At 65.2% G+C, this 21,072-nt stretch carries 20 protein-coding genes; 10 read left to right on the top strand and 10 right to left on the bottom strand.

What is annotated here, in order from left to right:
- Positions 1–19 precede the first annotated feature (19 nt).
- The 3 genes from ACNQS7_RS01280 (at position 20) to ACNQS7_RS01270 (ending at position 1,740) form a co-directional block, all read left to right on the top strand.
- Positions 20–223 carry a toxin-antitoxin system gene (locus ACNQS7_RS01280; RefSeq protein ID WP_082658974.1) on the top strand — a complete coding sequence of 68 codons (204 nt, stop codon included), beginning with the start codon at positions 20–22 and terminating at the stop codon, positions 221–223.
- 348 nt (positions 224–571) lie between these two features.
- Entirely contained in the window at positions 572–1,366 is a 795-nt protein-coding gene (locus ACNQS7_RS01275; protein ID WP_063892971.1) for a hypothetical protein, read from the top strand.
- Complete coding sequence (locus ACNQS7_RS01270; RefSeq protein WP_063892970.1) at positions 1,363–1,740, top strand: hypothetical protein; 378 nt, start codon at positions 1,363–1,365, stop codon at positions 1,738–1,740. Before ACNQS7_RS01275 ends, ACNQS7_RS01270 begins: the two co-directional genes overlap by 4 nt.
- Positions 1,741–1,772: 32 nt before the next feature.
- Here the strand turns inward: ACNQS7_RS01270 and ACNQS7_RS01265 are convergent, their stop codons facing one another.
- The 5 genes from ACNQS7_RS01265 to ACNQS7_RS01245 all read right to left on the bottom strand — a co-directional run bounded on the left by ACNQS7_RS01265 (position 1,773) and on the right by ACNQS7_RS01245 (position 5,793).
- Positions 1,773–2,108: a hypothetical protein gene (locus ACNQS7_RS01265; RefSeq protein ID WP_055581640.1), complete on the bottom strand. Its 336-nt coding sequence runs from the start codon at positions 2,106–2,108 to the stop codon at positions 1,773–1,775.
- On the bottom strand, positions 2,095–3,828 hold the full coding sequence (locus ACNQS7_RS01260) for a PE family protein (RefSeq protein ID WP_082977864.1): 1,734 nt from the start codon (positions 3,826–3,828) through the stop codon (positions 2,095–2,097). The genes ACNQS7_RS01265 and ACNQS7_RS01260 overlap by 14 nt, the downstream gene beginning before the upstream one ends.
- 16 nt (positions 3,829–3,844) lie before the next feature.
- A complete protein-coding gene (locus ACNQS7_RS01255) occupies positions 3,845–4,150 on the bottom strand; it encodes a type VII secretion target (RefSeq protein WP_156452903.1) in 306 nt (101 codons plus the stop codon).
- Between the two features lie 80 nt (positions 4,151–4,230).
- Positions 4,231–4,542, bottom strand: a complete 312-nt coding sequence (locus ACNQS7_RS01250) for a hypothetical protein (RefSeq protein WP_055581637.1) — start codon at positions 4,540–4,542, stop codon at positions 4,231–4,233.
- A complete protein-coding gene (locus ACNQS7_RS01245; RefSeq protein ID WP_055581636.1) occupies positions 4,543–5,793 on the bottom strand; it encodes a DUF4226 domain-containing protein in 1,251 nt (416 codons plus the stop codon).
- Positions 5,794–6,640: 847 nt separating this feature from the next.
- On the opposite strand from ACNQS7_RS01245, the gene ACNQS7_RS01240 reads away from it, so the two are divergent.
- Positions 6,641–7,336 (top strand): WhiB family transcriptional regulator, encoded by a 696-nt coding sequence (locus tag ACNQS7_RS01240; protein WP_055581635.1) that lies wholly within the window; start codon positions 6,641–6,643, stop codon positions 7,334–7,336.
- A 1-nt stretch (position 7,337) separates the two neighbouring features.
- Positions 7,338–9,236: a hypothetical protein gene (locus tag ACNQS7_RS01235; protein WP_418011119.1), complete on the top strand. Its 1,899-nt coding sequence runs from the start codon at positions 7,338–7,340 to the stop codon at positions 9,234–9,236.
- A gap of 352 nt (positions 9,237–9,588) precedes the next feature.
- On the opposite strand, the gene ACNQS7_RS01230 is transcribed toward ACNQS7_RS01235, so the two are convergent.
- The gene (locus tag ACNQS7_RS01230; protein ID WP_055581633.1) at positions 9,589–9,894 is read right to left on the bottom strand and encodes a hypothetical protein; all 306 of its coding nucleotides are present in this window, start codon (positions 9,892–9,894) and stop codon (positions 9,589–9,591) included.
- Positions 9,895–10,021: 127 nt separating this feature from the next.
- On the opposite strand from ACNQS7_RS01230, the gene ACNQS7_RS01225 reads away from it, so the two are divergent.
- The 5 genes from ACNQS7_RS01225 (at position 10,022) to istB (ending at position 16,835) form a co-directional block, all read left to right on the top strand.
- Positions 10,022–10,360, top strand: coding sequence for an ArsR family transcriptional regulator (locus tag ACNQS7_RS01225; protein WP_231752689.1), 339 nt, complete (start codon positions 10,022–10,024; stop codon positions 10,358–10,360).
- Positions 10,361–11,475: 1,115 nt separating this feature from the next.
- Positions 11,476–12,192, top strand: coding sequence for a ParA family protein (locus ACNQS7_RS01220; RefSeq protein ID WP_055581631.1), 717 nt, complete (start codon positions 11,476–11,478; stop codon positions 12,190–12,192).
- Complete coding sequence (locus ACNQS7_RS01215; RefSeq protein ID WP_055581630.1) at positions 12,192–13,088, top strand: ParB/RepB/Spo0J family partition protein; 897 nt, start codon at positions 12,192–12,194, stop codon at positions 13,086–13,088. The genes ACNQS7_RS01220 and ACNQS7_RS01215 overlap by 1 nt, the downstream gene beginning before the upstream one ends.
- A gap of 1,183 nt (positions 13,089–14,271) precedes the next feature.
- A complete protein-coding gene (gene istA, locus ACNQS7_RS01210) occupies positions 14,272–15,948 on the top strand; it encodes an IS21 family transposase (RefSeq protein WP_055578112.1) in 1,677 nt (558 codons plus the stop codon).
- Positions 15,945–16,835 carry an IS21-like element helper ATPase IstB gene (gene istB / locus ACNQS7_RS01205; RefSeq protein ID WP_082275278.1) on the top strand — a complete coding sequence of 297 codons (891 nt, stop codon included), beginning with the start codon at positions 15,945–15,947 and terminating at the stop codon, positions 16,833–16,835. The genes istA and istB overlap by 4 nt, the downstream gene beginning before the upstream one ends.
- 405 nt (positions 16,836–17,240) lie before the next feature.
- Here istB and ACNQS7_RS01200 read toward each other — a convergent pair whose 3' ends face one another.
- From ACNQS7_RS01200 to ACNQS7_RS01185, 4 genes are read right to left on the bottom strand one after another with little or no spacing between them, the layout of a single operon-like run.
- A complete protein-coding gene (locus ACNQS7_RS01200) occupies positions 17,241–18,710 on the bottom strand; it encodes a cytochrome P450 (RefSeq protein WP_231752688.1) in 1,470 nt (489 codons plus the stop codon).
- Complete coding sequence (locus tag ACNQS7_RS01195) at positions 18,632–19,795, bottom strand: MAB_1171c family putative transporter (protein WP_418011118.1); 1,164 nt, start codon at positions 19,793–19,795, stop codon at positions 18,632–18,634. The genes ACNQS7_RS01200 and ACNQS7_RS01195 overlap by 79 nt, the downstream gene beginning before the upstream one ends.
- Positions 19,796–19,839: 44 nt before the next feature.
- On the bottom strand, positions 19,840–20,346 hold the full coding sequence (locus ACNQS7_RS01190; protein ID WP_055581628.1) for a hypothetical protein: 507 nt from the start codon (positions 20,344–20,346) through the stop codon (positions 19,840–19,842).
- Positions 20,333–20,728: a helix-turn-helix domain-containing protein gene (locus ACNQS7_RS01185; protein WP_231752691.1), complete on the bottom strand. Its 396-nt coding sequence runs from the start codon at positions 20,726–20,728 to the stop codon at positions 20,333–20,335. The genes ACNQS7_RS01190 and ACNQS7_RS01185 overlap by 14 nt, the downstream gene beginning before the upstream one ends.
- Positions 20,729–21,072 lie beyond the last annotated feature (344 nt).

Below are 21,072 nucleotides of genomic sequence, written 5' to 3'. Positions count from 1 at the left end.
TATCCCTGAGGGTCGCGCCGTGGCTCAACGATATGAGGGTCAACGCAAACTCATCCTGTGCCGCCCCGTTGAAGAGGTACACCAGGACGTCAAAGCCCGAGCCGCCGCGCGAGGCATCAGAATGTCCCATCTCGTCGCCGACGTCCTGGCCTGCCGCTACGACCGCGAGGGTCTGGTCCGCGAACTCCACAAGAACCCAGAGGTTATGCCCCTGGCGATGTAATCGCGGAGCCCAGCAGAAACCCGTCCCACTGAACGACAGTTTGCGCGGCTGGGCAGATGACGACAGCTGAATATCGCGGTGCGGAAACAACCACTCTCTTGACATGACGCAGGCCCCGCCGAAGCGGGGCCCAGTCTTACGGCTTCGAACCGAGCGCCAACTCGGTTCCGGGTCCGCACCCGTTGCCCTTGAAAGGGACGTGACTTGGAGGTCTCGTCTCACGGTAGCGCATATCTGGGCTCGGTTCCAGGCTCTGCTGCGCACCGTGATCCACTTTTCTCCTCGACGCATGCGGACAGCGCTGCTGGTGCGTATCGCGGGTGTACTGCGCAAAGGCCGCGCCGCGGTGTGGCCCGTACAGGGCCCCGGGCCACAGCCCTGATCGCGGACGGCTGCCGCGAGTTCAGCACCGGCACGCTAGCCGCGATCCTGCTCGACCTGGGTGCTGACACTTACCGCGGCGTGCCGTGCTGGAGCGGGCACGCGGCACGGTGGGCGCACTGGACCGTGCCGATCGCCTACGACCTGCACTACGCTGACATCCGCCCGCTGATGTGCAACGGCGGCATTAGCCGCACCGCCCTCGTCGTCATCGCCGCCGCCCGGGCCCGCTACGCCGATTACCGCACCGGCCGTAACTGCCGGCCCACCAACGAACGGCTCGCCCGCGACACCTGCTACACCGTGCGCACGGTGCAACGCGCCGATGAGGCCCTGCGGCTACTCGGAGTCGCTACTGAGGTGCTGCGCGGCCGCCAACGTACCCGCGCCGAGCGGTTCGCCTCCTGGCGGGTCGGAGACCGCGCCCGCGGCTGGGCCTCGGTCTGGGCCTTGCACGACAACCGCCAGCTCACCGCGATCATCCACAGCGTGTCACCCCACCCACGTAGTGGTCGTTTTCGATCTCTTCAAGAACCTTCTCTTGAACTCACTACCACCCACCGCCGGCCTACCGGCCGCCGGCAACGCGGCGCACAGCGCCGCAGGGGCCCAGACCAGGCAGGCCAGGCACTGGCCCTAGCCTGGCGAAGCCATCCGTCGGCGCCCCAGTGGTGCCAACGGCACACCCCGGCCGCGTGGGCGCGCCTGTTGGCTGCCCCGCACGCCACGGCTGGACCCCGCGTGACCTCAATCAGCTCGTGACCGACTGGCTGGGCGTGGGGCACTGGATCGCGGACAGTCCCCACAAACCGATTGGTCTACTCGGGGCGATCCTGGCCTGGCACGGCCCTGACAACCTAGACCAGCGCCCGGCCTGCTACGACGACGCCCGCTACGCCGAGTCATTCGGGGCCGCTGAGGTCATCGTCGAGGACGAACCGGCGGCGACCGCCCAGGCCAGAGACATTGCCCGCCAGGCGCTGGCCGGCCCGGGTCGCACTCAGGTCGGCCAGCAGCTTGCGCTGATCCGGGCCCGGTCGGCCCAGCGGCGCGCCCAGGAGATCGCCGCCCAGATCGCCCAGTTTGAGGCGCATGTGGCGGCGCGGCGCGGCGTACCCGCGAGAGGCCGTGAATAACTGGCGGCTCGACTCAAGCGCCGGGTGCGGGTTTACCGCAACAGTTCACGCACCGGTGAATCCTCCGGCCCGATGTGCTGGTCAAACGCCTCGTTGAGGACCGTATACATTCGCTCGGAACCGCCGCGCAGCACGTCGGTGATCAGATCCTCTAGCTCGATGTGGGTGTAGCGAGTCAAAACGGTCGGGTCGATGTACAGGTCCTCGATGTAGCCATCTCGCTCAATAGTCACCTGGACCTCCTCACCGAAGGGCCCCAATTCGTTGGCGCGGCGCTGGCAGTCGGCGTTGAACTCAGCAAGCGCAGCGCGGACCATCTCAATTTGCTTCTCGATCGCAGCGACGGCGTCAGCATCACTTGCGGGCATTGGGTTGCTGCCCGCGCGATTTATCGCGCTCTCTGTCATCGTCTTTGTTACGCCCTTCTCGACGGTTCTTGACCGGCTCACTGTTCGGCGGTACCACCACCTGCAGCTTGCGGTCCTGATACAGCTGCTTGTTGTGCGGCCCCGAACCGCTGCCGCCGCGCCCACCCATCGGCGGCAACATCGACCCCATCGCCCCTACCGCGGGGGTCGGTTCTGCCGATGCCGGCGCCGCTGCGGGCGCCGCCGGCGCCGGCGCGGGAGCCGCCGCCTCCGGGGCAGCAGCCAACGGAGCGGGCGCGGCCATCGCCCCGCCGTCACTGGCCGGCGCGGTCTCTCCGCCCCCGCTGCCGCCGATTCCAGAGCCCGCTTCTGGCTCGCCGAGCGATTCCGGGGACTCTGGTGGCGACTGCCCACCGGACGGTGCTCCACCCCCGGGGTGTTGGCCTAGGCCACTCATCATCGGCGCTGTGGCCTGCTGGACCCCTTGCAACGCTTTGCCCGCCGGCCCCGCCAGCCCACCCAGAACACCGCCAAGACCGCCGACCACCCCGCCGATAATTCCCGGGACCAGCATCGGCGCCGCTCCTGCACCAACGTCAGTCACCGTCTCCAGCAAGGGGCGACCGCCTTGTGTCGGATCCACGTCGGTCGGCGGCCAGCTCGGCCCACCACTGAGCATGCTCTCCCCCGCCGCCGGGCCTTGCTGCACCGGCTCTAACGGGGCGCCGGCGGCCGCGGGATCGGGCTTGGTGGTCACCGGCGTGCCACCCGGGGCCTTAGCTCGCTGCACATCAGGACTGTCCGGTGCGGCTCCCGGCGGCGGCACCGGCGCGCCCGGGCCAGGACCTGGCACCGCCTCGGCGAAACTGTAGCTGCTAAACCCCGCGGTCGAGGCCTGATACAGGCCGGCGACCTTCACCTGGGCGTGCACGACCGCCTCGCGGCGCATCCCCCCAGCCGCGATATTGGCCTGCACCGCTGTCTGCAACTCGCGCTCCCCCGCCACCACTTGCCGGTAAGTCGGGATCGCGGTGCTCGCGCGTTGAAAATTCTGCACATGCGTCGATGCCTGCTGCGCCAAGCCCGCGACGTGGCGCGCATGGCCCTCATACCAGGCCTGCAAGGTGCGTAACCGCGCAGTCGCCGCCTGCGCACTGGCCGCATCCCAACTAGCCTCGGTCGCCGCGATCGCCGCCCCCAACTGGGCGGCGGCCTGCTCGAGCTGCCCGGCCTCGCTACGCAAGCTGGTCTCCACCGCCTGCCACGCCTGCATCCCCCCACCGGTGCGGCCGGCCTCAATTAGCCGCGCGATGTCGCGCGGCGCGGCCGGCACCTCACCAGCCGGCGCCGACACCCCGCCGCCGCCCACCCGAGTAGCGACAGCATCGATATCCACCCAAGGAACGGGTGTCGATGCAGGCACCGGCCCGGCTCCACCGATGCCTAAGCTCGCCGCCGATACCGACTCTTGAGCGTCGTAGGTCGCGGCGCTGGTCTGCAACATGACCCCGTAGCGCTGGGCCAGCGCGTTGGCGATCGTGGTGTAGCGGCGGGCCACACTGACCGCGGCACTGAACCGGGAACTCGCGGCCACCGACACATGATCGGGCGCGCACGGCTGCACCTGGTCGGTGTGCGGGAGCGCCGCGTGCGCTACGGCACCAGTCTGCCCGGCCGCACCCCTGAGCGTCCCTGGGTCTACCCGCACCGAGTCCGACACCGCCGCAACCCCGTGCTCAGGTGCTCAGCGTGCGCTGGTTGCGCTCCTCAGCGTCACGGTAAGTGGCGACGCTGCGGTTAATGTGTCCGGCCACCTCCTCGCAGTAGCGACCAAGCGTATGGCCGGCCTCCGCGCGAGCCTGTAGCACCTCCTGCAACGCTGCGCCCACCGTCGACGAGCCGATCCGCCCGAACATCGACCGGGCCCGTTCCAAGGTTTCCGGACTGGCGTCAAGCATCTCCCGGACGCGGGGAGCTTCGCTTTCCCACCATTGCGCGTGCTGGTCCCACTCGTCGTAATTCACCGACACATCGTTGGCCACTGGCAGGTACCTCCGGTCTCTGAACTGCGTATTCATCAACCTTAAAGCGCTGCGCCGCCCCATGTCTGGGCCGCGACCAGTCAAAAATCGATCGTCTGCCGGTACTCCTGCACCTCGGCCACACTCGGATAGCCCGCGGTCACCGACCATTGCGCGCCGGACTCCTCGCCGCTACGCACCCGCGCCTGGGCGCGTAACTGCATCAGCGCCAACCGGTGCAACCGTGCAATGCGATCAGCCAGCACCTCAGCCGGCCACGACGTCGCAGCCGGCTCCAGCTGCACCTGCACATCAAGGCCAGACTCGTCGGACATCTTGACCATCAGCGCACCATCGCGGGACCACTCGACGATCTCATTGATCACCGTGATCCTCGCTCCATCGACATACATTTAGGCACCCGCTGCAACAGTCGGCGCCGACACACCGGGCGCCGCCGCTGCGGGTACGTGCGTCGTTGTGCCCGTACCGAACTGGGTCGGGTCCTCCCACCCCAGAAATTCTCCGGCGGGCAATGCGCTCTGCGGTTGAAGCTGTCCATCGAGCCAAATCTTGCCATTCCCCATGTAAATGATTGGCTCGCGACTTTTGCACTGAGCGACCTGACCAGGCACCAGATGGCTGGGATCCGTTGGCGCCGTCACCGGCGTCCCTGGCGGGGGCAGCTGCGCATACGGCTTCCACGCATCAGTGACCGAGGCCCCATTGAGTACCGCGCGCACCACCGCGGCGTGTTGCGCGGACGTCGTGCTCACCGGCGTGCCATCAGGCATTTGCACCACCAGACTCCCATCGCCTCCTGGCGCGCTGGCCGGTGCGGCCGCCGCATCTGCGGGGTGTGCGGCCGGCTGCGCACCCGCGCTTCCCCCTACCGCGGCGTCGGCCTTCGTATCACTGTCACTTTTGCCGTGGCCCTCGGCGACCTCAGATTTCTCTTCGTGACCATGATGGTCATCAACGAAATCAGCAGGCTCGCCGCGCTCATGGGACTCGCCGTCGTTGAGCCCCTCACCGCTGCCAGCGTGGCTGCTCATCGCCCCCGCTAGTGGCGCCAGCGCACCCAATGCATCCATCGGCAAGGAACCTCCCGCCCCACCCAACATCCCGGGCAGCGAACCCAAAGCCCCCAACGCCGGGCCCAGCATTGACGACGGATCACTCATCATCCCAGGCAATCCGCCCATTCCTGCCAGAGGATCAGTCACCCCACCGGTCGCGCCGGCCCCCGGGTCAACACCCGCACCTCCGCCAGCGGCTCCGCCACCATCGGCTCCGCCACCGCTACCAGAACCAGCGGCATCGGCACCGCCTGGCCCGCCCCTACTGCCATCCGCGGGACCCTTGCGGGACTCACCGCTGGTCTCGCGGTACTCATCGCCCAGCGCGGCCAGCAATTCGGCCTGCCTCTTGCTGTCCACCTTGGCGCTGTTGAGTAGGCGCTGAATCTCGGCCAAATGCTGATCCAGCATCGTGTTGAACAACGACAGTGCCTGAGGGTCTTTCGACATCGCCGGATCGGTCATGATTTTCTGATGAGCAGCCTGAATACCGGCGACCAGCTCACCGACCCGAGCCCGTGTTTCGTCGTTGGTCGTGAAGATCTCTTTAAGCAGCTTGGCTAATTTCTCATCGGTAGCTGCCACCGCCCCGCTGCTCTGCCGGTACGCTCCACCCGCCTGATCCGCCCCCCAGTGCAACCCACCCGAGGCGTCCCAAGGCGGCCTCGCAACGTGCGGCGGCCCACCTACCCACCCCCGAGGCACCACATCCCGGGCCCGCTCACGCGGCGGCCGCCGATCGTCGTCGTCGCCGAAAATTGCGTCGACACCAGCAAGAACCGGGCGGAGAAGGTCCTCCAAATCCTCCAAAAATCCCACCGGCTCCCCTACTTCCGCCTGATCACAGACATCCACGCACTGACTGAAAAAACGCTACCGCCGGGGTCGACCCCAAAGCGACGGGCGAGGCACACCAATTCGCGACGCTCCTACAGCAGGCGGCGATGGCGCTGATGCACCTGGACGTCACAAACGGGATGGGGTCAATCCCAGCGGGCTCGCCGACCCAGATCGGTCGCGTTCGAAAGAGTAGCGAGGTCACCCTGACCAATTTCAGGCCCTTAGCCGCGACAGGGCCCTGCGGCTCGTGCATGCCGGGAAACAGTTTGCTGCCGTTGTGGTCTGGGCCGGTGCATGCCGGTTACGGTGTGAGAACCGTGCCCCACCACAGCATGTGCGCGGTATACCGCGCGGCGTGTCGTGCGCGGTATACCGCGCACTCGTGCCACTCTTGTCCCACCGACACCACGTTCACCGGTAATAGGAGGGCGATCCGGTCCCATCAGAGGATGCACAACTTCATAGGCCCCCGAAGCAGAAATCCCCGCCGAAGCGGGGACACCTGCCACCGGAGCTAGCGACTCCGGATTTGGGCTTCCGACAAGCAGAAACCACGCCTAGCCAGGCAGGTTTCACGATAGAGGACACCCTCGTGAACCACAAGATCCGACGTTACCCAGGCACACCGTGCGCCCAGAACCCCGCCGACTGGCTCGACCCGAGCAGCCGCGGCCACACCGCGCGCGCCTGCCGCACCTGCCCGGCCCTCGCCCACTGTGCAGCCGAGGCACGGCGCACACGACCCGCCTACGGCATGTGGGCGGGGGTCTGGATCGACGGTGACTTCGCTGACAAATCACAACTGCTGGCCCTGCCGCACCCTGACCCATCCACCACCCAGCAAGGTGCGCTCCAAGGCCCGGTTGTCGAAGGCCCGGTTGTCTCGCCGAAAGCGATGCGGGCGGCACGGGTACGCCGCGTCGGTGCCCTGTGCACCGCGGGTGCGCCACCCGCGGTCGCCGCGCTGATCACCGCACGCGCTAGCGGGCACTGCGAGATCATGGCACCGGCCTGCACCTACACACAGACCGCTGTCTTCCCTCGCCGCCGCCGCCGCGCCATCAGCCTACTGAGCAGCCCCGCCGAAGCCCTTGCCGCCTGCGCCAACTGCATCGACCTCATCGAGCACACCGCCCTGCCGACCGCGCTGGACCTCGGCTACATCCTTGACCCCCGCAGCTGCGCGAGCACCGTCGCGCTGTGGTGGCGCCAACGCCACTGGGTGCACCTCGATACCCGGGGGCGCCTGCGCCCGCTCGCTACCCCGCGGCTTACCCCCTCCGCCTGACGTGCCCGCCACCTCCAGCGCTCTGGCCTGCGACCCCGCCGCTACCTGGAAAACGCTGGCCCCGCTGCTAGCGGCCCGCCCCACGGTGCGGACCTGGAACGCCGCCACCGGCAAATTCGATCGCAGCGCCCCCCTGAGCACCCGGCTGCCCCGCCAGCCCGCGGCCGTCGCGCTCTACCTGTACGGACGCACCCAGGTCCTGGCACTGGACTTCGATACCAAACGCCACGAACCGGCCACCGTAGACGCCGACTTCACCCGCGCCCTGACCTGGATCACCGAAGCCGGCGGGCGCGCCGTCACCGACCGCTCCACCAGCGGTGGACGCCACATCCTGGTCCCGCTGGCCGTCGGCACTTCGGCCACCGTCGAGGAACTGCTCCCGCTGCTGCGGCTGCTAGAAGCGCGCCTACCCAGCCTCGACAAGACGCCCATGACCAACCCCAAAACCGGCTGCATCACCGCACCGGGCTCCCCTTGTCGCGGCGGGGGCCACCGGCGTCTCGACGGACCCCTCAGCGCCGCCGTCGAAGCCTTCACACAGCGCTCCGATCCAGCCCTGCTCCCGCGGCTCAACCTGCTCCTGGGCGCGCTGGCGCCCTTACCTGGCCGCGGCCGCAACCCGGCCACCGTCTTACCCGGTGCGGCGATCATCGGCACCGGCGGTCACGCCCGTCTGGCGCCGGAACACACACGCGCCGGTGACCTCCCGGCCCGCATCACTGCATACGCCGCCACCGGCGTCTTGCCGCCCGACACCACCTGGCCAAGCCACTCCGAAGCCCGCCAGTCCGTCCTCGCCCACGCAGCGCTGCACGGCCACAGCCTGACCACCATCGCGGCCCTGATCACCCCGGGCAGACCCTGGCACACCGGCCTGGGAGGCGCCTATCGCCGCTATCACGCCAACGCCCAAGCCGCCCTGACCCGCGATTTCCATAAAGCCCTGACCTGGGCCGCTGCAAACGCCCCCAATTTCCGGCCAGTCTGCGCACAAGATCTAAAAGTTCACACACGGGGGGTGGGCAGGGGCCCCGAGCTCCATCGGCGGTGGCTGGCGAACGCTGTCGCCTGGATCGAACGTGAGTACCCCGGCCACCCCTACCGGTGGATTGGGGCGGCGGTGTACCAGGCGCTGGCGAGCTATGCGGTGCGCGCTGGGCAGGTCATTAACGGGGTTCCGGTGGTGGGAGTCGGGGGACGGTCGTTGTCTGTGGCCGCCGGACTCATCGCGGAGACCACTGTCTGGCAGTTTCTCCGTGACACCCGGGATCTGCCTGGCTCTCCCTTGGTGCGCACTCGCGTCGCCCAGGGTCGCGAGCCTGACTACTACGCGCTGACCCGTCAGAATGTGTTGCACATCCCTGAACGGGCGGTCGCGGTAACCCGCGTTGAGGACGTCCATCTGGCGTGGAAAGTCGTCGGACACCGTCACCGGCGCGTCTACGAGCTCATCGTCCACCGCCGGCTCAATACACCCGCAGAGGTCTTCGCTGCCGCTCACGTCGGCTCTAGTAGCGGCTACACCACGCTGGCGGCGCTGGCTACCGCGGGACTGATTACCCGGACCCACGGCACCGTGGCGCCGGGACCGACCAGCCTGGACCAGATCGCCGCGGCTCACCGCCTCAACGAACTGCGCGCCACCCGCATCGCCCGCCACCAGCGCCAACGCGCCGATTGGCACGCCTGGCTGGAAATCCGGGAAGAAGCTCGCAACCACGCGAGACGACGGGGTGCAGCCTTCGACGTAATCGCGGAGGTACCAGATGAATCCGATCGGCAGGAGTATCTTGCGGCGGTCTTGGCTACCGGGCCCCCCACCGTTGATCAAGAGCAACGAGCCATCGAGCTACTCAGCGACCTCCTGGGCGCCAAGCTGGTGTTCTCGGCGAGGTGAAGTCCGCAGCCGACCACTCGTACGGTGTCGGGACGACCACATACCGCCCAACTGCACGTGCCCTTCACTTACGTTGGGGTGAGATGACACGGCCGGCTCGATGATGTTGCGGGGGCTCGCATGTCCGCCGCCATCGCCCCACCTACGTCTGACTTGCCCGTAGGTATCGTTTGTTGACTTCGGGTTTGACGAAGCGTACGAGCCCCAGCTAACGGTGCTACTGAGTGGCAGGACGCGACTCGTAGGCGACAGAACGGCACGGTGGCCGGCGATCTGCGTTAGCAACTCACCCCAGCGGGCCGCCAAGCCGATCACCCAGAGTCGGCGCCGATATTCGGGCCCCGGCGCGCGTTCAGGCGGAGAGCTGCTCCCGGGTTTCGAGAAGTTGGTAGGCCGTGCGACGGATCAGGTCGACGGGATCCAGCCCCCGCTGCTCGGCGATCGGCAGCAATTCGGTAAGAAGGTCGCCGCACCGCCTAATGAGGTTGTTCAAGTCACTGCCGGCCGCCGCTTCCAGTTCTTGGAGCTTGTCCGGGTCATAGCGAAGCTGAAGCCGTGCTCCCATACTGCGGGTTTCAGATCCCTGACGTTTCTTGCGGCGCAGCGCCTCGCCCTGGTGGCTCGCGCCGGTTCGAGGTGTACGAGCTGTTTGGCTCATGAGATCCGGTTCCCCTTTCAGCGTTGATCAAGCCGACCGGAGGCTTGAGCTGCTATAACGCAATCCTCGTAACAGAATACCGGTAACTAGTACCATGTAACGTAGATTGCGTAATAGCATGTGAGGCGTGTCGTACGCCCACTCGGAGAGGGTGCAGGAACTCTCCGCCGCGGTGTTCGGACAACGGCACCGGCTAGCACTTATGGCGGCAATCGCGCAAAGCGAGGACGGTGTTGTCAACCCCACTGACTTGGTGGAAAGTTTGCGACTGCGGGCCCAAAGTTCGCTGCAGGGCCCCCTAAACAGCCTTCTGGCAGCCGGACTGGTGACGCGGATCTCAGGAATCGGCGACCGCGTTTATTACCGGCGAGAAGCCAGCGCCGCCTGGGCGTTCGCGCTCGAGCTGCTGACCCGCGCGCTGCGCGAGGAAGCGCAGCTCGACCAGAGGCCAACCGCAGACCATTAGTTACCGTAACAAACGGCCGTCGTGTACGGACGATGCGGACCTCGGCGCGCCCGAATGCGGCGCGCCAAATGACCGGTTTGACGATGGCTGGTGCGGCAAACTAAGTCGTGGTCGGCCCGCATGTTCGTTGGCCACTCGTCAGGCCAGCCACTGTTCCAAACGACGCGTTGGGTCCCGGCGCGCCAAGCCGCCCCCAATCGCCGATCACTGTCGGGCTGGATGCGACGATCTGGACCCATTGCCACGGGCGGGGCCGAATACGGCGCCCAACTGCCACGCTCGGGTCCCTCGACGAGCGCGTCATGCGCTAGCCGAGACAACGCAGTGCGCGTGGCGGGCTGGCTGAAGCGCTCGACTTTGAGGCGCTGCCAGGCCTCAACTCGACAGCGAGCGTCCGAGCGCCGCGATCGTGCCGGATTCCGGGATTGTCGGGGACACGGCGACTGCCTACGGGGATCAGCCCATTGCCGCGGCGTCCAGAAAGCCATTCAGCAGAAACTTCATCGGCGTGGCGGGCTGGCATAACCCCGGCCGCGGCGGGTTAGTGCCGCCAGCTTGAAGAGCGGCTGACCCGCGACGGCCACAGCGCCAAACGGGAGCCCTCACCAATGCTCGCTGCACCCTTCGCCGTGGCGGCCACTCCCCCGCAGGCCGAGCGATATCCGCCAACACTCGGCACCCGTGATCGCACTCCGGGGTTATTGCGCCCGATCGAATAACGCCGGCCAACAGCCGACCAGTCGCAGTGACCCACAAGTTGCCCAGCGGCCGACGCAAGGTCCCCGCGAGGAGTGCCGCAGTCGGACCGCACAGGTGCCGCCCCGGCAACCCACTTACTCAGAAGAAGGCCCGTAGTTTTCCGCGGAAAACTGGGCCAACTCTCAACAATAACCGCAGGTCAAGACCACTGCCCGTGGGAAACCCTACTCATCAGACGCTGGATTGCCAACGTGCGTCAGCGTCAGTGCGCGCGAAGTTTTCCGCGGAAAACTGACTATAGTTCACGCAACGTCAGCGTGTCGGCCATGCTGGATGTGTGCGCAGATCGTACCCTCTAGGGAGTTGATCTCGGGCCGGCCGCAGTCGCGGCCGCAGAAGGTAAAGGTCTCATTCCCATGACAAGAGTTGTGACAATTTTGAACCAGAAAGGCGGTGTCGGCAAAAGCACTGTGACCGTCAATCTGGCGGCGGTGCGAGCCGAAAAGCTGATGGCCACCCTCCCCGCTGACGCGCCCTCGCCGGTCGCTGCGGTGTCGATCGACCCTCAGGGTTCGGCCAAATGGTGGGCCAATCGGGTTGATGCGCTCCCCTTTCATCTCGTGCAAGCTCACGACGATCCGCTTGAGTGGCTACGTCAACTCAACGACCTCCCCGGCATTGCCGAGGTCTACGTCGACACCGCCGGCTGGTTCGACCTCGATCCGGACTCCACTGGCGACGGGTTGGGCGACGGGTACTCCGCCGATGCCTTGCGCACCGTCCTGGACGTCACTGACGAAGCGATCGTCCCGATGCTGACCGCACCCATGTGTTTCGACCCGACGGCTCGTACGATCCGCAAAATCCTTCAACCGCGCGGTATCCCCTACCGGGTGTTCATTAACGACTGGGATCCACGCGACGGCGGGCACTGGCTGGACCAGACGCAAAAGTTCGTGCGGAGCCAGGGTTGGCCGCTTGCCAAGACGGTCGTGCGTCACTACAAGATCCACACCAATGCCTCCAACGAGGGCGTGGTTGTCACGCAGTACAGGCAAAGCGGCACGGCGGCTAACGCCGCCTCCGACTTCTACGAACTCGCCGACGAACTCAGCCTGGTGGGTGTCCGGTAATGGCCCGCGGTGGTGTGAAGACCTTCGACGGACTCGTCGAGGCGGTCGGCGACAATTCCTCAGTCGACGGCGAGGCGCGGCCGACCGGTCCGCGACCGCCGGTCACGCGATCAGTACCACTACGTGACCTGATCGCCAATCCGCACAACCCCCGCGATTCGGTCGGTGATCTAGACGAACTGGCATCCATAGCCGAGTTCCAGCTTCAACCGGCGGTAGTGGTCACCCGCGGCGCCTTCGAAAAGCTCTACCCCGAGACCAGCATCTCGGCGCGTTGGGTGGTCGTTATTGGCAACCGTCGCCTCGCTGCCGCCCACAAGTTCGGCCGTCCCGAACTCGACGTCGTGGTCAAGGACGAGCTAGCCAAGGACCGGGCGACGCTGCTGACCGCCGTGATATCCGAGAACGTCGACCGGTCCGGGTTCGACGTCATTGAGGAGGCCAAAGCGGTGGAGAGCCTAGTAAGCGAATACGGCAGCGCCGACGCCGCGGCCGATCATCTTCGCAAGAGTAAGACATGGGTTTCGCAGCGGCGCGCGCTGCTCAAACTCGCGCCGGCCCTGCAGGAGGCCACCCGCAGGGGTGATTTGGCGATCAGGGAGGCGAGGTCGCTGGCGCGGGTGCCGCTGGAACAGCAGGTGACGCGCTGGACGGCGGTCAGGGACCGCCGCGGAGAGGGTCGGGAGACCGACGCCGACGGCGGAAAGTCTTGCGCCGAGGGCAACGGGCGGGGTGGGGGAGAGGCGACGTCGCGTACGTCGCGGTCAATTAGTAAAGCCCTGCACAAATTCGACACCGCACCCGACGAGTTGGCCGCCGCGCTGCGAGACCAGCTCGGTGACGCCGGTGCCAAAACCCTTGTCCACCAGCTGCGAAAACTGTTGAGGCACGCTTAGCTTCGACCCCGAAGCGCGCAGTGTTACCTCAAAGGTCGCGCTGGCAATCGGTTGCGCCAGGCAAGTGTCCGGACCGATGAGGTGGCCACAAGCTGATCGTGCCGGCGCCATCGGGCGACCGGTAAACCGGGTTTGCGAGTAATCGAGTGTCGGGGGCCGGTTCTGGGTTCGGCACCGCGACTGAACGGCTTGGGACGGCCGCACCGCAATGTGCGTGGCCTGGCCTTGATGTTGATCGGTTGCGACTTCATCGGGTGGGCGTACCTCGGTGTGAACCGGGTTCGACCGGCAAAGGTCACCAATCGATCTTCGAGCTGGTGCGGCCGCGACGTGATCGGGGAAGCTGGTAGCAGCGGCACGGGAAGGCGCAGGCGTTGCGGCGCGAGATCAGCAGTGTCCTGGGCTGCTGTTTGCGTGAGGGAACGCTCGCCTGGCTGCCGGCGTTCCAACGTTCGCCCTATGGCCGGATAGATTAGGAACCGTAGCAATGCGATGTGTGGCGACATCCCGGGTACGACGGGGGAGGGGGCCACCCTGGTGACAGGTGAGGACTCAAAGCAACGCGGGTCCATCGGCGGCGCGACGAGATGATGGGACGCGGCCACCGTGGGGGCGCAGAGCCAGTGATTTGTGCCACGGTGAGCTCATCGCCGGTGAGCCAGTTTTCCGCGGAAAACTGGCAACGTTAACCCTGGGCGCACAGAGGACGGCGGGTGCGGAATACTCTCAGCGACAAGCTATTTCGGCATCGCACTGTACGGGATAGTGACCTGCGTGGCAGTAAGTGTGAGGGGGGCGGCGCAACGCAAGCTTGGTGGGGGCCTATTGCCGCAGACGTCAGTGCGTGACGGGTCGGCGTCATTGGAAGCCGTGTGGTTGGCTGCGCGGCCGCGCGTCTGCGCGTGGTGTTCAGCCGTTGATACCTATGCGCCATGAGCGCTCACGCCCAGCATGGGCACCCGAGGGCACGGGCGGGGTGCCAGAGACCAGACCGTGCGACAGCCGGGACAGAACGACGAACGCTCGTCATGGGACAGGTGGCTATGACAGTTTGATTCAGGACCGGTGTGACGGCCTGATTCAGGACCACCTTCTTTCAGACCGGTGTGTTGTGACGGTTTGATTCAGGACCACCCTCGACGGTTGGCGTGTCGATTATTGGCTCGCTGTCGGAGGGTTCCGGATGGGAAGTCGTGTGGAGCTGTTCGCCCAGATACGTAGGGACGCCCGGGTCGAGGGTTTGGGTATTCGGGCGCTTGCTCGTAAGTACAAGGTTGGCCGGGATACGGTCCGGCACGCGTTGGCGAATCCGGAGCCGCCGAGGCGGAAGACACCGGTGCGGGAGTCGCCGAAACTGGGCCCGCTCAAACCTGCGATTGATGCGATGCTGCGGACCGATCTGGATGCGCCCCGCAAGCAACGCCACACTGCGACAAGGATTTGCAATCGTCTGGCCGATGAACACGGCGTTGAGGATGTGTCGTATTCGTCGGTGCGTGACTATGTCCGGGTCCGTCGTGCGGAGATCATCGCCGAGTCCGGTAAGCAGGCGCAGGAAGCGTTCGTGCCGCAGGAACACCCGCCCGGCGCTGAAGCTGAGGTTGATTTCGGCGAGGTTCACGTCATCCTCGCTGGTGTCAGAACCCGCTGCTACATGTTCGTTTTCCGAATGTCGATGTCCGGCAAGGCAGTCCATCGGGTGTATGCGACTCAGTCGCAGGAGGCGTTCCTCGAAGGCCACATCGAAGCATTCGACGTGATCGGCGGCATCCCGGTGCGCCATATCCGCTACGACAACTTGAAGTCTGCGGTCACCTCGGTGGTGTTCGGCCGCGGTCGGGGCAGGGTCGAGAACGACCGGTGGGTGCTGTTCAGATCGTTCTACGGGTTCGACCCGTTCTACTGCCAGCCGGGAGTGAAAGGCGCCCACGAGAAAGGCGGAGTCGAGGGCGAGATCGGACGTTTCCGCCGCACCTGGCTCACGCCCATGCCGGAAGTGGACTCGCTGTCAGAGCTCAACGACTACATCCGCCGCTGCGAAGCACGTGAGGATCATCGGCGGGTCACCGGCCGGCTGCACACCGTGGGCCAGGACTTCCAGACCGAACGAGAACATCTCGCCGCTCTGCCTGCCGAGCGGTTCGACCCGGGGCTGGTGCTGCATCCACGGGTGGACCGGTCGGCGCTGATCACGGCGCGGTCGGCGAAGTACTCGGTTCCCGCCCGGTTGATCGGACGCAAAGTCAGGGTGTCGCTGCGGGCCTCGGAGTTGGTCGTCTTCGACGGCCGCACTATCGCCGCACGCCATGAACGCGTCACGACCCGCAACGGGCAATCGATCAACCTCGACCACTATCTGGAGGTGTTGCACTGCAAACCCGGCGCGTTGCCCGGCTCCACCGCGCTTGCTCAGGCCCGCGCCGCCGGCACTTTCACCGCAGCGCACGAGGCGTTCTGGCAGCAGGCCCGCCGCGTCGACGGCGATGCTGGCGGGACTCGCTCGCTAATCGACGTGCTGCTGCTGCACCGCAGCATGCGCGCTACCGATGTGATCGCCGGGATCCACGCCGCCCTGTCGGTCGGTGCCGTTTCAGCGGATGTGGTCGCGGTCGAAGCACGCCTGCATGCCGCCGGTGGTGGTCTCGAATCAGACCGTCACGCCGGTAACCATGCCAATACCGTCGATTACCGGGTCGTCAGTCTGACCCAGCGCCGCCTGGCTGATCCAGCGACCGTGATCGCCGGCCTGCCACCCGACACCCGGCCGCTGCCTGACGTCGCGGCCTACGACGAGCTGCTCCAACGCAGACCCCCAACACCGCCACCCGGTGACGGAATGGAAGGAACGACTGGATCATGAGCACGGCCACGAAAGTCACCAACACCCTGCGCCGCCAACGCGGGATGACCCCACAAGCGGCCCAAGCCGCCGTCGATTCCGCATGCCGACGCCTGCGGTTGCCGACCGTGCGTGCGGTGATCGACGAAGCAGTGAAAGTCGCCGAGCGTGAACAGCTCACCTACCACGGCTTCCTCGCCGAACTGCTCCTGGCCGAATGCGATGACCGGGACCGCCGATCCACCTTGCGGCGAGTCGCAGCGGCCGGGTTTCCACGTCAGAAATGGTTGGGCGACTTCGATTTCGACGCCAACCCAAACATCAACGCCGCCACCGTACATACCGTCGCCCAAGGCGATTGGATACGCCGAGGCGACCCGCTCTGCCTGATCGGCGACTCGGGCACCGGCAAGTCCCACCTGCTCATTGGTGTGGGCACCGCCGCCGCCGAGCAAGGCTTCCGCGTCCGCTACACACTGGCGACCAAACTGGTCAACGAACTCGTCGAGGCCGCCGATGAAAAGCAACTCGCCCGCACGATCGCCCGCTACGGCCGCGTCGATCTTTTATGTATCGACGAACTCGGCTACATGGAACTCGACCGCCGGGGCGCGGAGTTGCTGTTCCAAGTACTCACTGAACGCGAGGAAAAGGCGTCAGTAGCCATCGCATCCAACGAGAGTTTCTCCGGCTGGACCAAAACCTTCACCGACCCCCGACTCTGCGCCGCGATCGTCGACCGACTCACCTTCCACGGCACCATCATCGAAACCGGCACCACCTCATACCGGCTCAGCCATACCCGCGGTAGCAGCTCGCGATCACAGCCTACGAAGACGCCTGAGCCACCACCTCCTCGCCGAGGTGGTCCCGAATCAAGCCGTCACAGTGGTCCTGAGTCAGGTTGACATAGAGAGACAGGGACAGGGACAGGGAGCGCTGGGGGAGCGGCGTTGGTTAGAAGGGGGCAGTGCTGGTGGTGCGCCAGGGGCGCTTAATCCGCGGTCTGCGGAGTTTGTCGGCCAGTGTGGGCCGCCGAGCTGTCGCTATGCGGCAGTGCCTCGGCTCGACGAGGAGGTAGTGGTGGTCACCACCGCGCCGGAATCTGCGCTAAGTAGTGACGACGTCTGAATCGCGGCCAAGGGTAACTCCACCGCCCCCGGAAGTTCTCTGCTGCGGTGGCCGTCCAACAGCCATCACATGGCCGGCCGAACAGCGGATCGGCGGACAGCTATCTAGCGACCCTTCGACGCAGCACACCAATTCACCCATCTCGAAGCTGACTGAGAATCTCCACGGTTGACTTGCCGATGTCACACGCGCCGGCGGTGAAGGCGCAGTTGCAAGTTGAGCGGTTTGAGGGTCATGGCCTCAGCAGCGGCGAGCCGGTAGTCCGGCGAGGGTTCGAGGTCGAATTGGTGCAGGACGGCAGCGAGGGTCACAAGGATCTCGTGGAGTGCGAATGCGCGACCGATGCACGCGCGGGGACCTGTTCCGAAGGGCCGGTAGGTGCGGGGTGGAAGTCTGCGCAGGTTTTCGCTAAGGAACCGGTCGGGATTGAATTCGGCGGCATCAGGTCCCCAGGCATCGGAGCGATGTGCAGCAATGAGGTGGACGAATACCCAGTCGCCGGTCCGGAAGTGGTGTTTTCCATTACCGATCGTGGTGTCGTGGCGGGCCTGGCGGAAATAGCCGGGGGCCGCGGGCCACAGTCGTAATGTTTCGTCAACGATGCAGCGCAGGTATTGCAATTGGTGCACATCCCCAAAACCGATCTCGGGAAAGCCGGGTTCGGGCCAGCGTGCGTCGATCTCGGCGCGGGCCCGGGCAGCGATGTCAGGATTGCTGGACAGAACGTGCAGAGCGAAAGCGATTGCGTTAGCCGAGGTTTCGCTTCCGACGACGAGAAAAGTGAGCAGTTCGTTGATGACGGTGGCCTGGTCGAGCTGTTCACCAGTGTCGGGGTCTCTATTGTGCAGCAGTGAGTGCAAGATGTCGCCATTCCCCTGGGTGGCGGGGTCCCTGCTGCGGTCTTTGACGATCCTGTCGACCTCTCGGCGCATCTCGGTCTTGTCTGAGACGTGCTGACTTTTTCGCTCGTCAGAGATATCGACCGTGTGGCGGTCCGCGTAAGCAAGTTCGCGGAGCAGCATTGCCAGGAACGGCTTTTGCCGTTCCCGGGGATTGCTCAGGTTGTTGAATGAGTGCCCCATGGCGACGCGGCTGATGATTTCCAGGGTCAGTCGGTTGGCGTCAGCGGGAACACTGATCCAGGCGCGGACACGGCTTTTGGTGTTCCACCCGTCGATCAGTTCGCGCACAGTGTTGACCATGTCGCTGTGATAGCGACTCATCGCTGCCCTGGTGAACAGCGGTACAAGCAGGTTATGCGCTCGCCGCCAATTCGGTTCGTGGTTGTACGCGGTGAATAATCCGTCGCCGAGCACCGATCGCAGTCGGTCCAATGAAGGTCCGACGTGTTTTTCCCAATGGGTTTCGTCGTTGACTTCCGCGACGAGGGCGGTGTCAGCGACAAAGATGACCGGCTGGGCGGCGAACGGTTGCTCGATCATGCCGCTGCCCAGTTCACGCAGCCGATCGGTAACGTCTTGGACCGGCTTGGTGAAATCGATCGTGCGGTAATTACCGAGGACAGGGAACTGAAAGCGAGAAGAATCCCTGGTTGACGGGGGAGTGTCCGCGATCATCCGGGCGTGCCTGCTTTCGTCGATGGGATCGGTGCGGTGCGCCTCTGAGTGGCAGCCCACGCAAGGGTCCACCATTTTGCCACCTTCACCAAGGCTGCGACCTCGCCGTCGAGGGTTGTTGACGGCGATCCGAGCACCGTTACAGCACTGGGGGACTTGGGTGTGAGTCCCGCGCTGCGAGCCCTCGCGGCACACGCCAACTGGAAGGCCTGAGTCGCTGCGCCGCAGCGTCGGGTCGGTACTGAATGCGTCGAGAGGAACGTTGCGACCTCCCGCGGATCGACTTCGCCGAAGTAGGGGCGCAGCCGCAGAAAGGCGTCGCGAATTTCGATCACTGTTTGGTGCAGTGCCAGGGTAGTGATCCGCCCGCCCGGATCTACCTGCTCGATGTTGAATCTGCTCTCGGGAACCACTGATGTCATCGCACGCCATAGTGGCTGCAACTTTCGGCTACTGCGGCTGACGGGATCTAGGCCCAAGCGGGAGAGCAGTCTCACGACAAGTGGAATTGCGCCCAGGACGTAGACAAACACTGCGATACCGAAGTATTCGAAGCCGTGCAGCCACAGTCGGAACATCACAGTGCTTGTCCAACCGAGTTGATCGGTCAACGCTGATATCAGCGCTTCCAGGCAACCGAGGGCAGTCATCGTGCCCAGCGTCAGGCCGCTGGCGGCCAGCAGGCGCTCGCGTCTGTTGCTGGCCCTCTTGAGTTCGTTGGCAAACATCCAGACAAATCTTGCGGCCATCACGAGCAGGATGATCAAGTAGAATACCCATGCCCAGATCGCATCCCAACCGCCGGAGACTTCCAGCGTTTGGCCGGCCAAGCGGGCACGGGTAGCGGCAACTAGAAAGCAGATGCACGAAATGATGGCCGCCGCCCGGTAGTAACGGTGTTGACGGCGTGCTTGCTCTGGTGGCAGCCCATTCCACAGCATCGTGAAGCCGATGAGTTCGGTGCTGGCGAAAACCATTGCGACGAAAGCCATTTGTTGGGCGGTAGTCGGCGACATGAGGGCGCCTCGAGACAGGATGTCTTCGACGCTGCCCTCGCGCAGAAGTTGGGCCACGAGGACGAATGCCATCAAGTTGTTGTAATAGGTGTCGTAGCTGTTGGTCCTACACAGCCAGTAACGCCCGACGAGCAAGACCGCCATGGTCACGATGACGGGCCAGGCAATGACGGCTGGGACGCTAGAAATCATCGCCGATGAAGGAAGGCGCTACGCATCATCGATTGGCTTTGCGCTGCCTCGGCGGCGGCAAGCATCAATACCGAAGCAAACCGTTCGGCGTCCCGTTCCTGCTCGTCGGCGTAGTCCGTGCGCCCCAGGACCGTCCGTATCAGGGCTGGCTCGAGGTCGGGGAGGATGGAGCGGCACAGTTCGGCGATCGCAGTCGGCCCTACCCTGTTGCCCTCGCGTGGCCCGCTGCGATGTTCAAGGACCATGTGGCCAATCTCGTGGCAGACAATTTGATCAATGTGGTAGTCGGTTGTCCCCGCCTCATGAACGATGATGTCTTCATCATCTTTGATCAGCCACAGGCCGCAGGGGCTGTCGATGAAGGCTGCGGTGTCAGTCGGGATCAGCCGGATGGGGCGGCCACGCTGATGCGCAAAATTTTCGACGAACGTTCGCCGATCCCATGGCACAGGGATCGGCAATTGACGCGCCAGGGTAAGCAGATCAGCGTTAGTCGCTGCCATGATCTGGCCCTCGAGGAGAGACATCGACCGGCGGCAGCTGTTCGAGTTGGCGCACGTGATCGGCCATCGCCGCCAAGCTATTGAGGGACTCGGTCGTCAATCCGTGGGCGCGCATCGCCAGGTCGCGCACGCCACTGTCCCGCAAGGCCTGCAGCAGATTGAGTTGCGCGTCAATCTGCGGATCGATACCAGGGTCGATCAAATATGACGGTGAGACCCCAAAGAACTCGGCGATCGCCCGAAGGTGCTGGACAGTCGGATTGTTCTTGGCGCCCGTGCGCAGCTGCCACACGTAGGCGGCACTGATCGACACACCGGTGTGTTTCGTGATGGCTTCCGCGGCTGCAGCGTTGGACAACGGCGGTTCGGTGGGCTTGCGCATGATGTCGAACAGCTTGTTGAGCTTGGTCGCCAGTTCAGTGACCTCGCCTGTAGCCGAATCACGGTGCACAGGGTCAGTCAATCTACTCTCGTTTCGCTCCACGCCCCCTCGCATAAACTGAGGTTACTACACGACATCGTCCCAGTTCCGGGTGGAAGTCTCTCTGCGGACTGACGCCCAGGACTGGGCCGGACGGTGGCAGCGGCTGCGGCACAATCGCTTGCATTTATGTGAGTATATGGTATGAACTAGGTCAAGTACACAGATTGATGGAAGTCAGCGGCGACCAGCGACGACGCCTGCCAAGCCCGGCTGACAGCCTTAACGCGTCAAATAGCCGCCAA

Origin of the sequence: Mycobacterium sp. 23, assembly GCF_048287075.1 — a bacterium.
Lineage (GTDB): Bacteria > Actinomycetota > Actinomycetes > Mycobacteriales > Mycobacteriaceae > Mycobacterium > Mycobacterium gordonae_B.
This window is presented reverse-complemented; position numbering and strand designations above follow the sequence as displayed.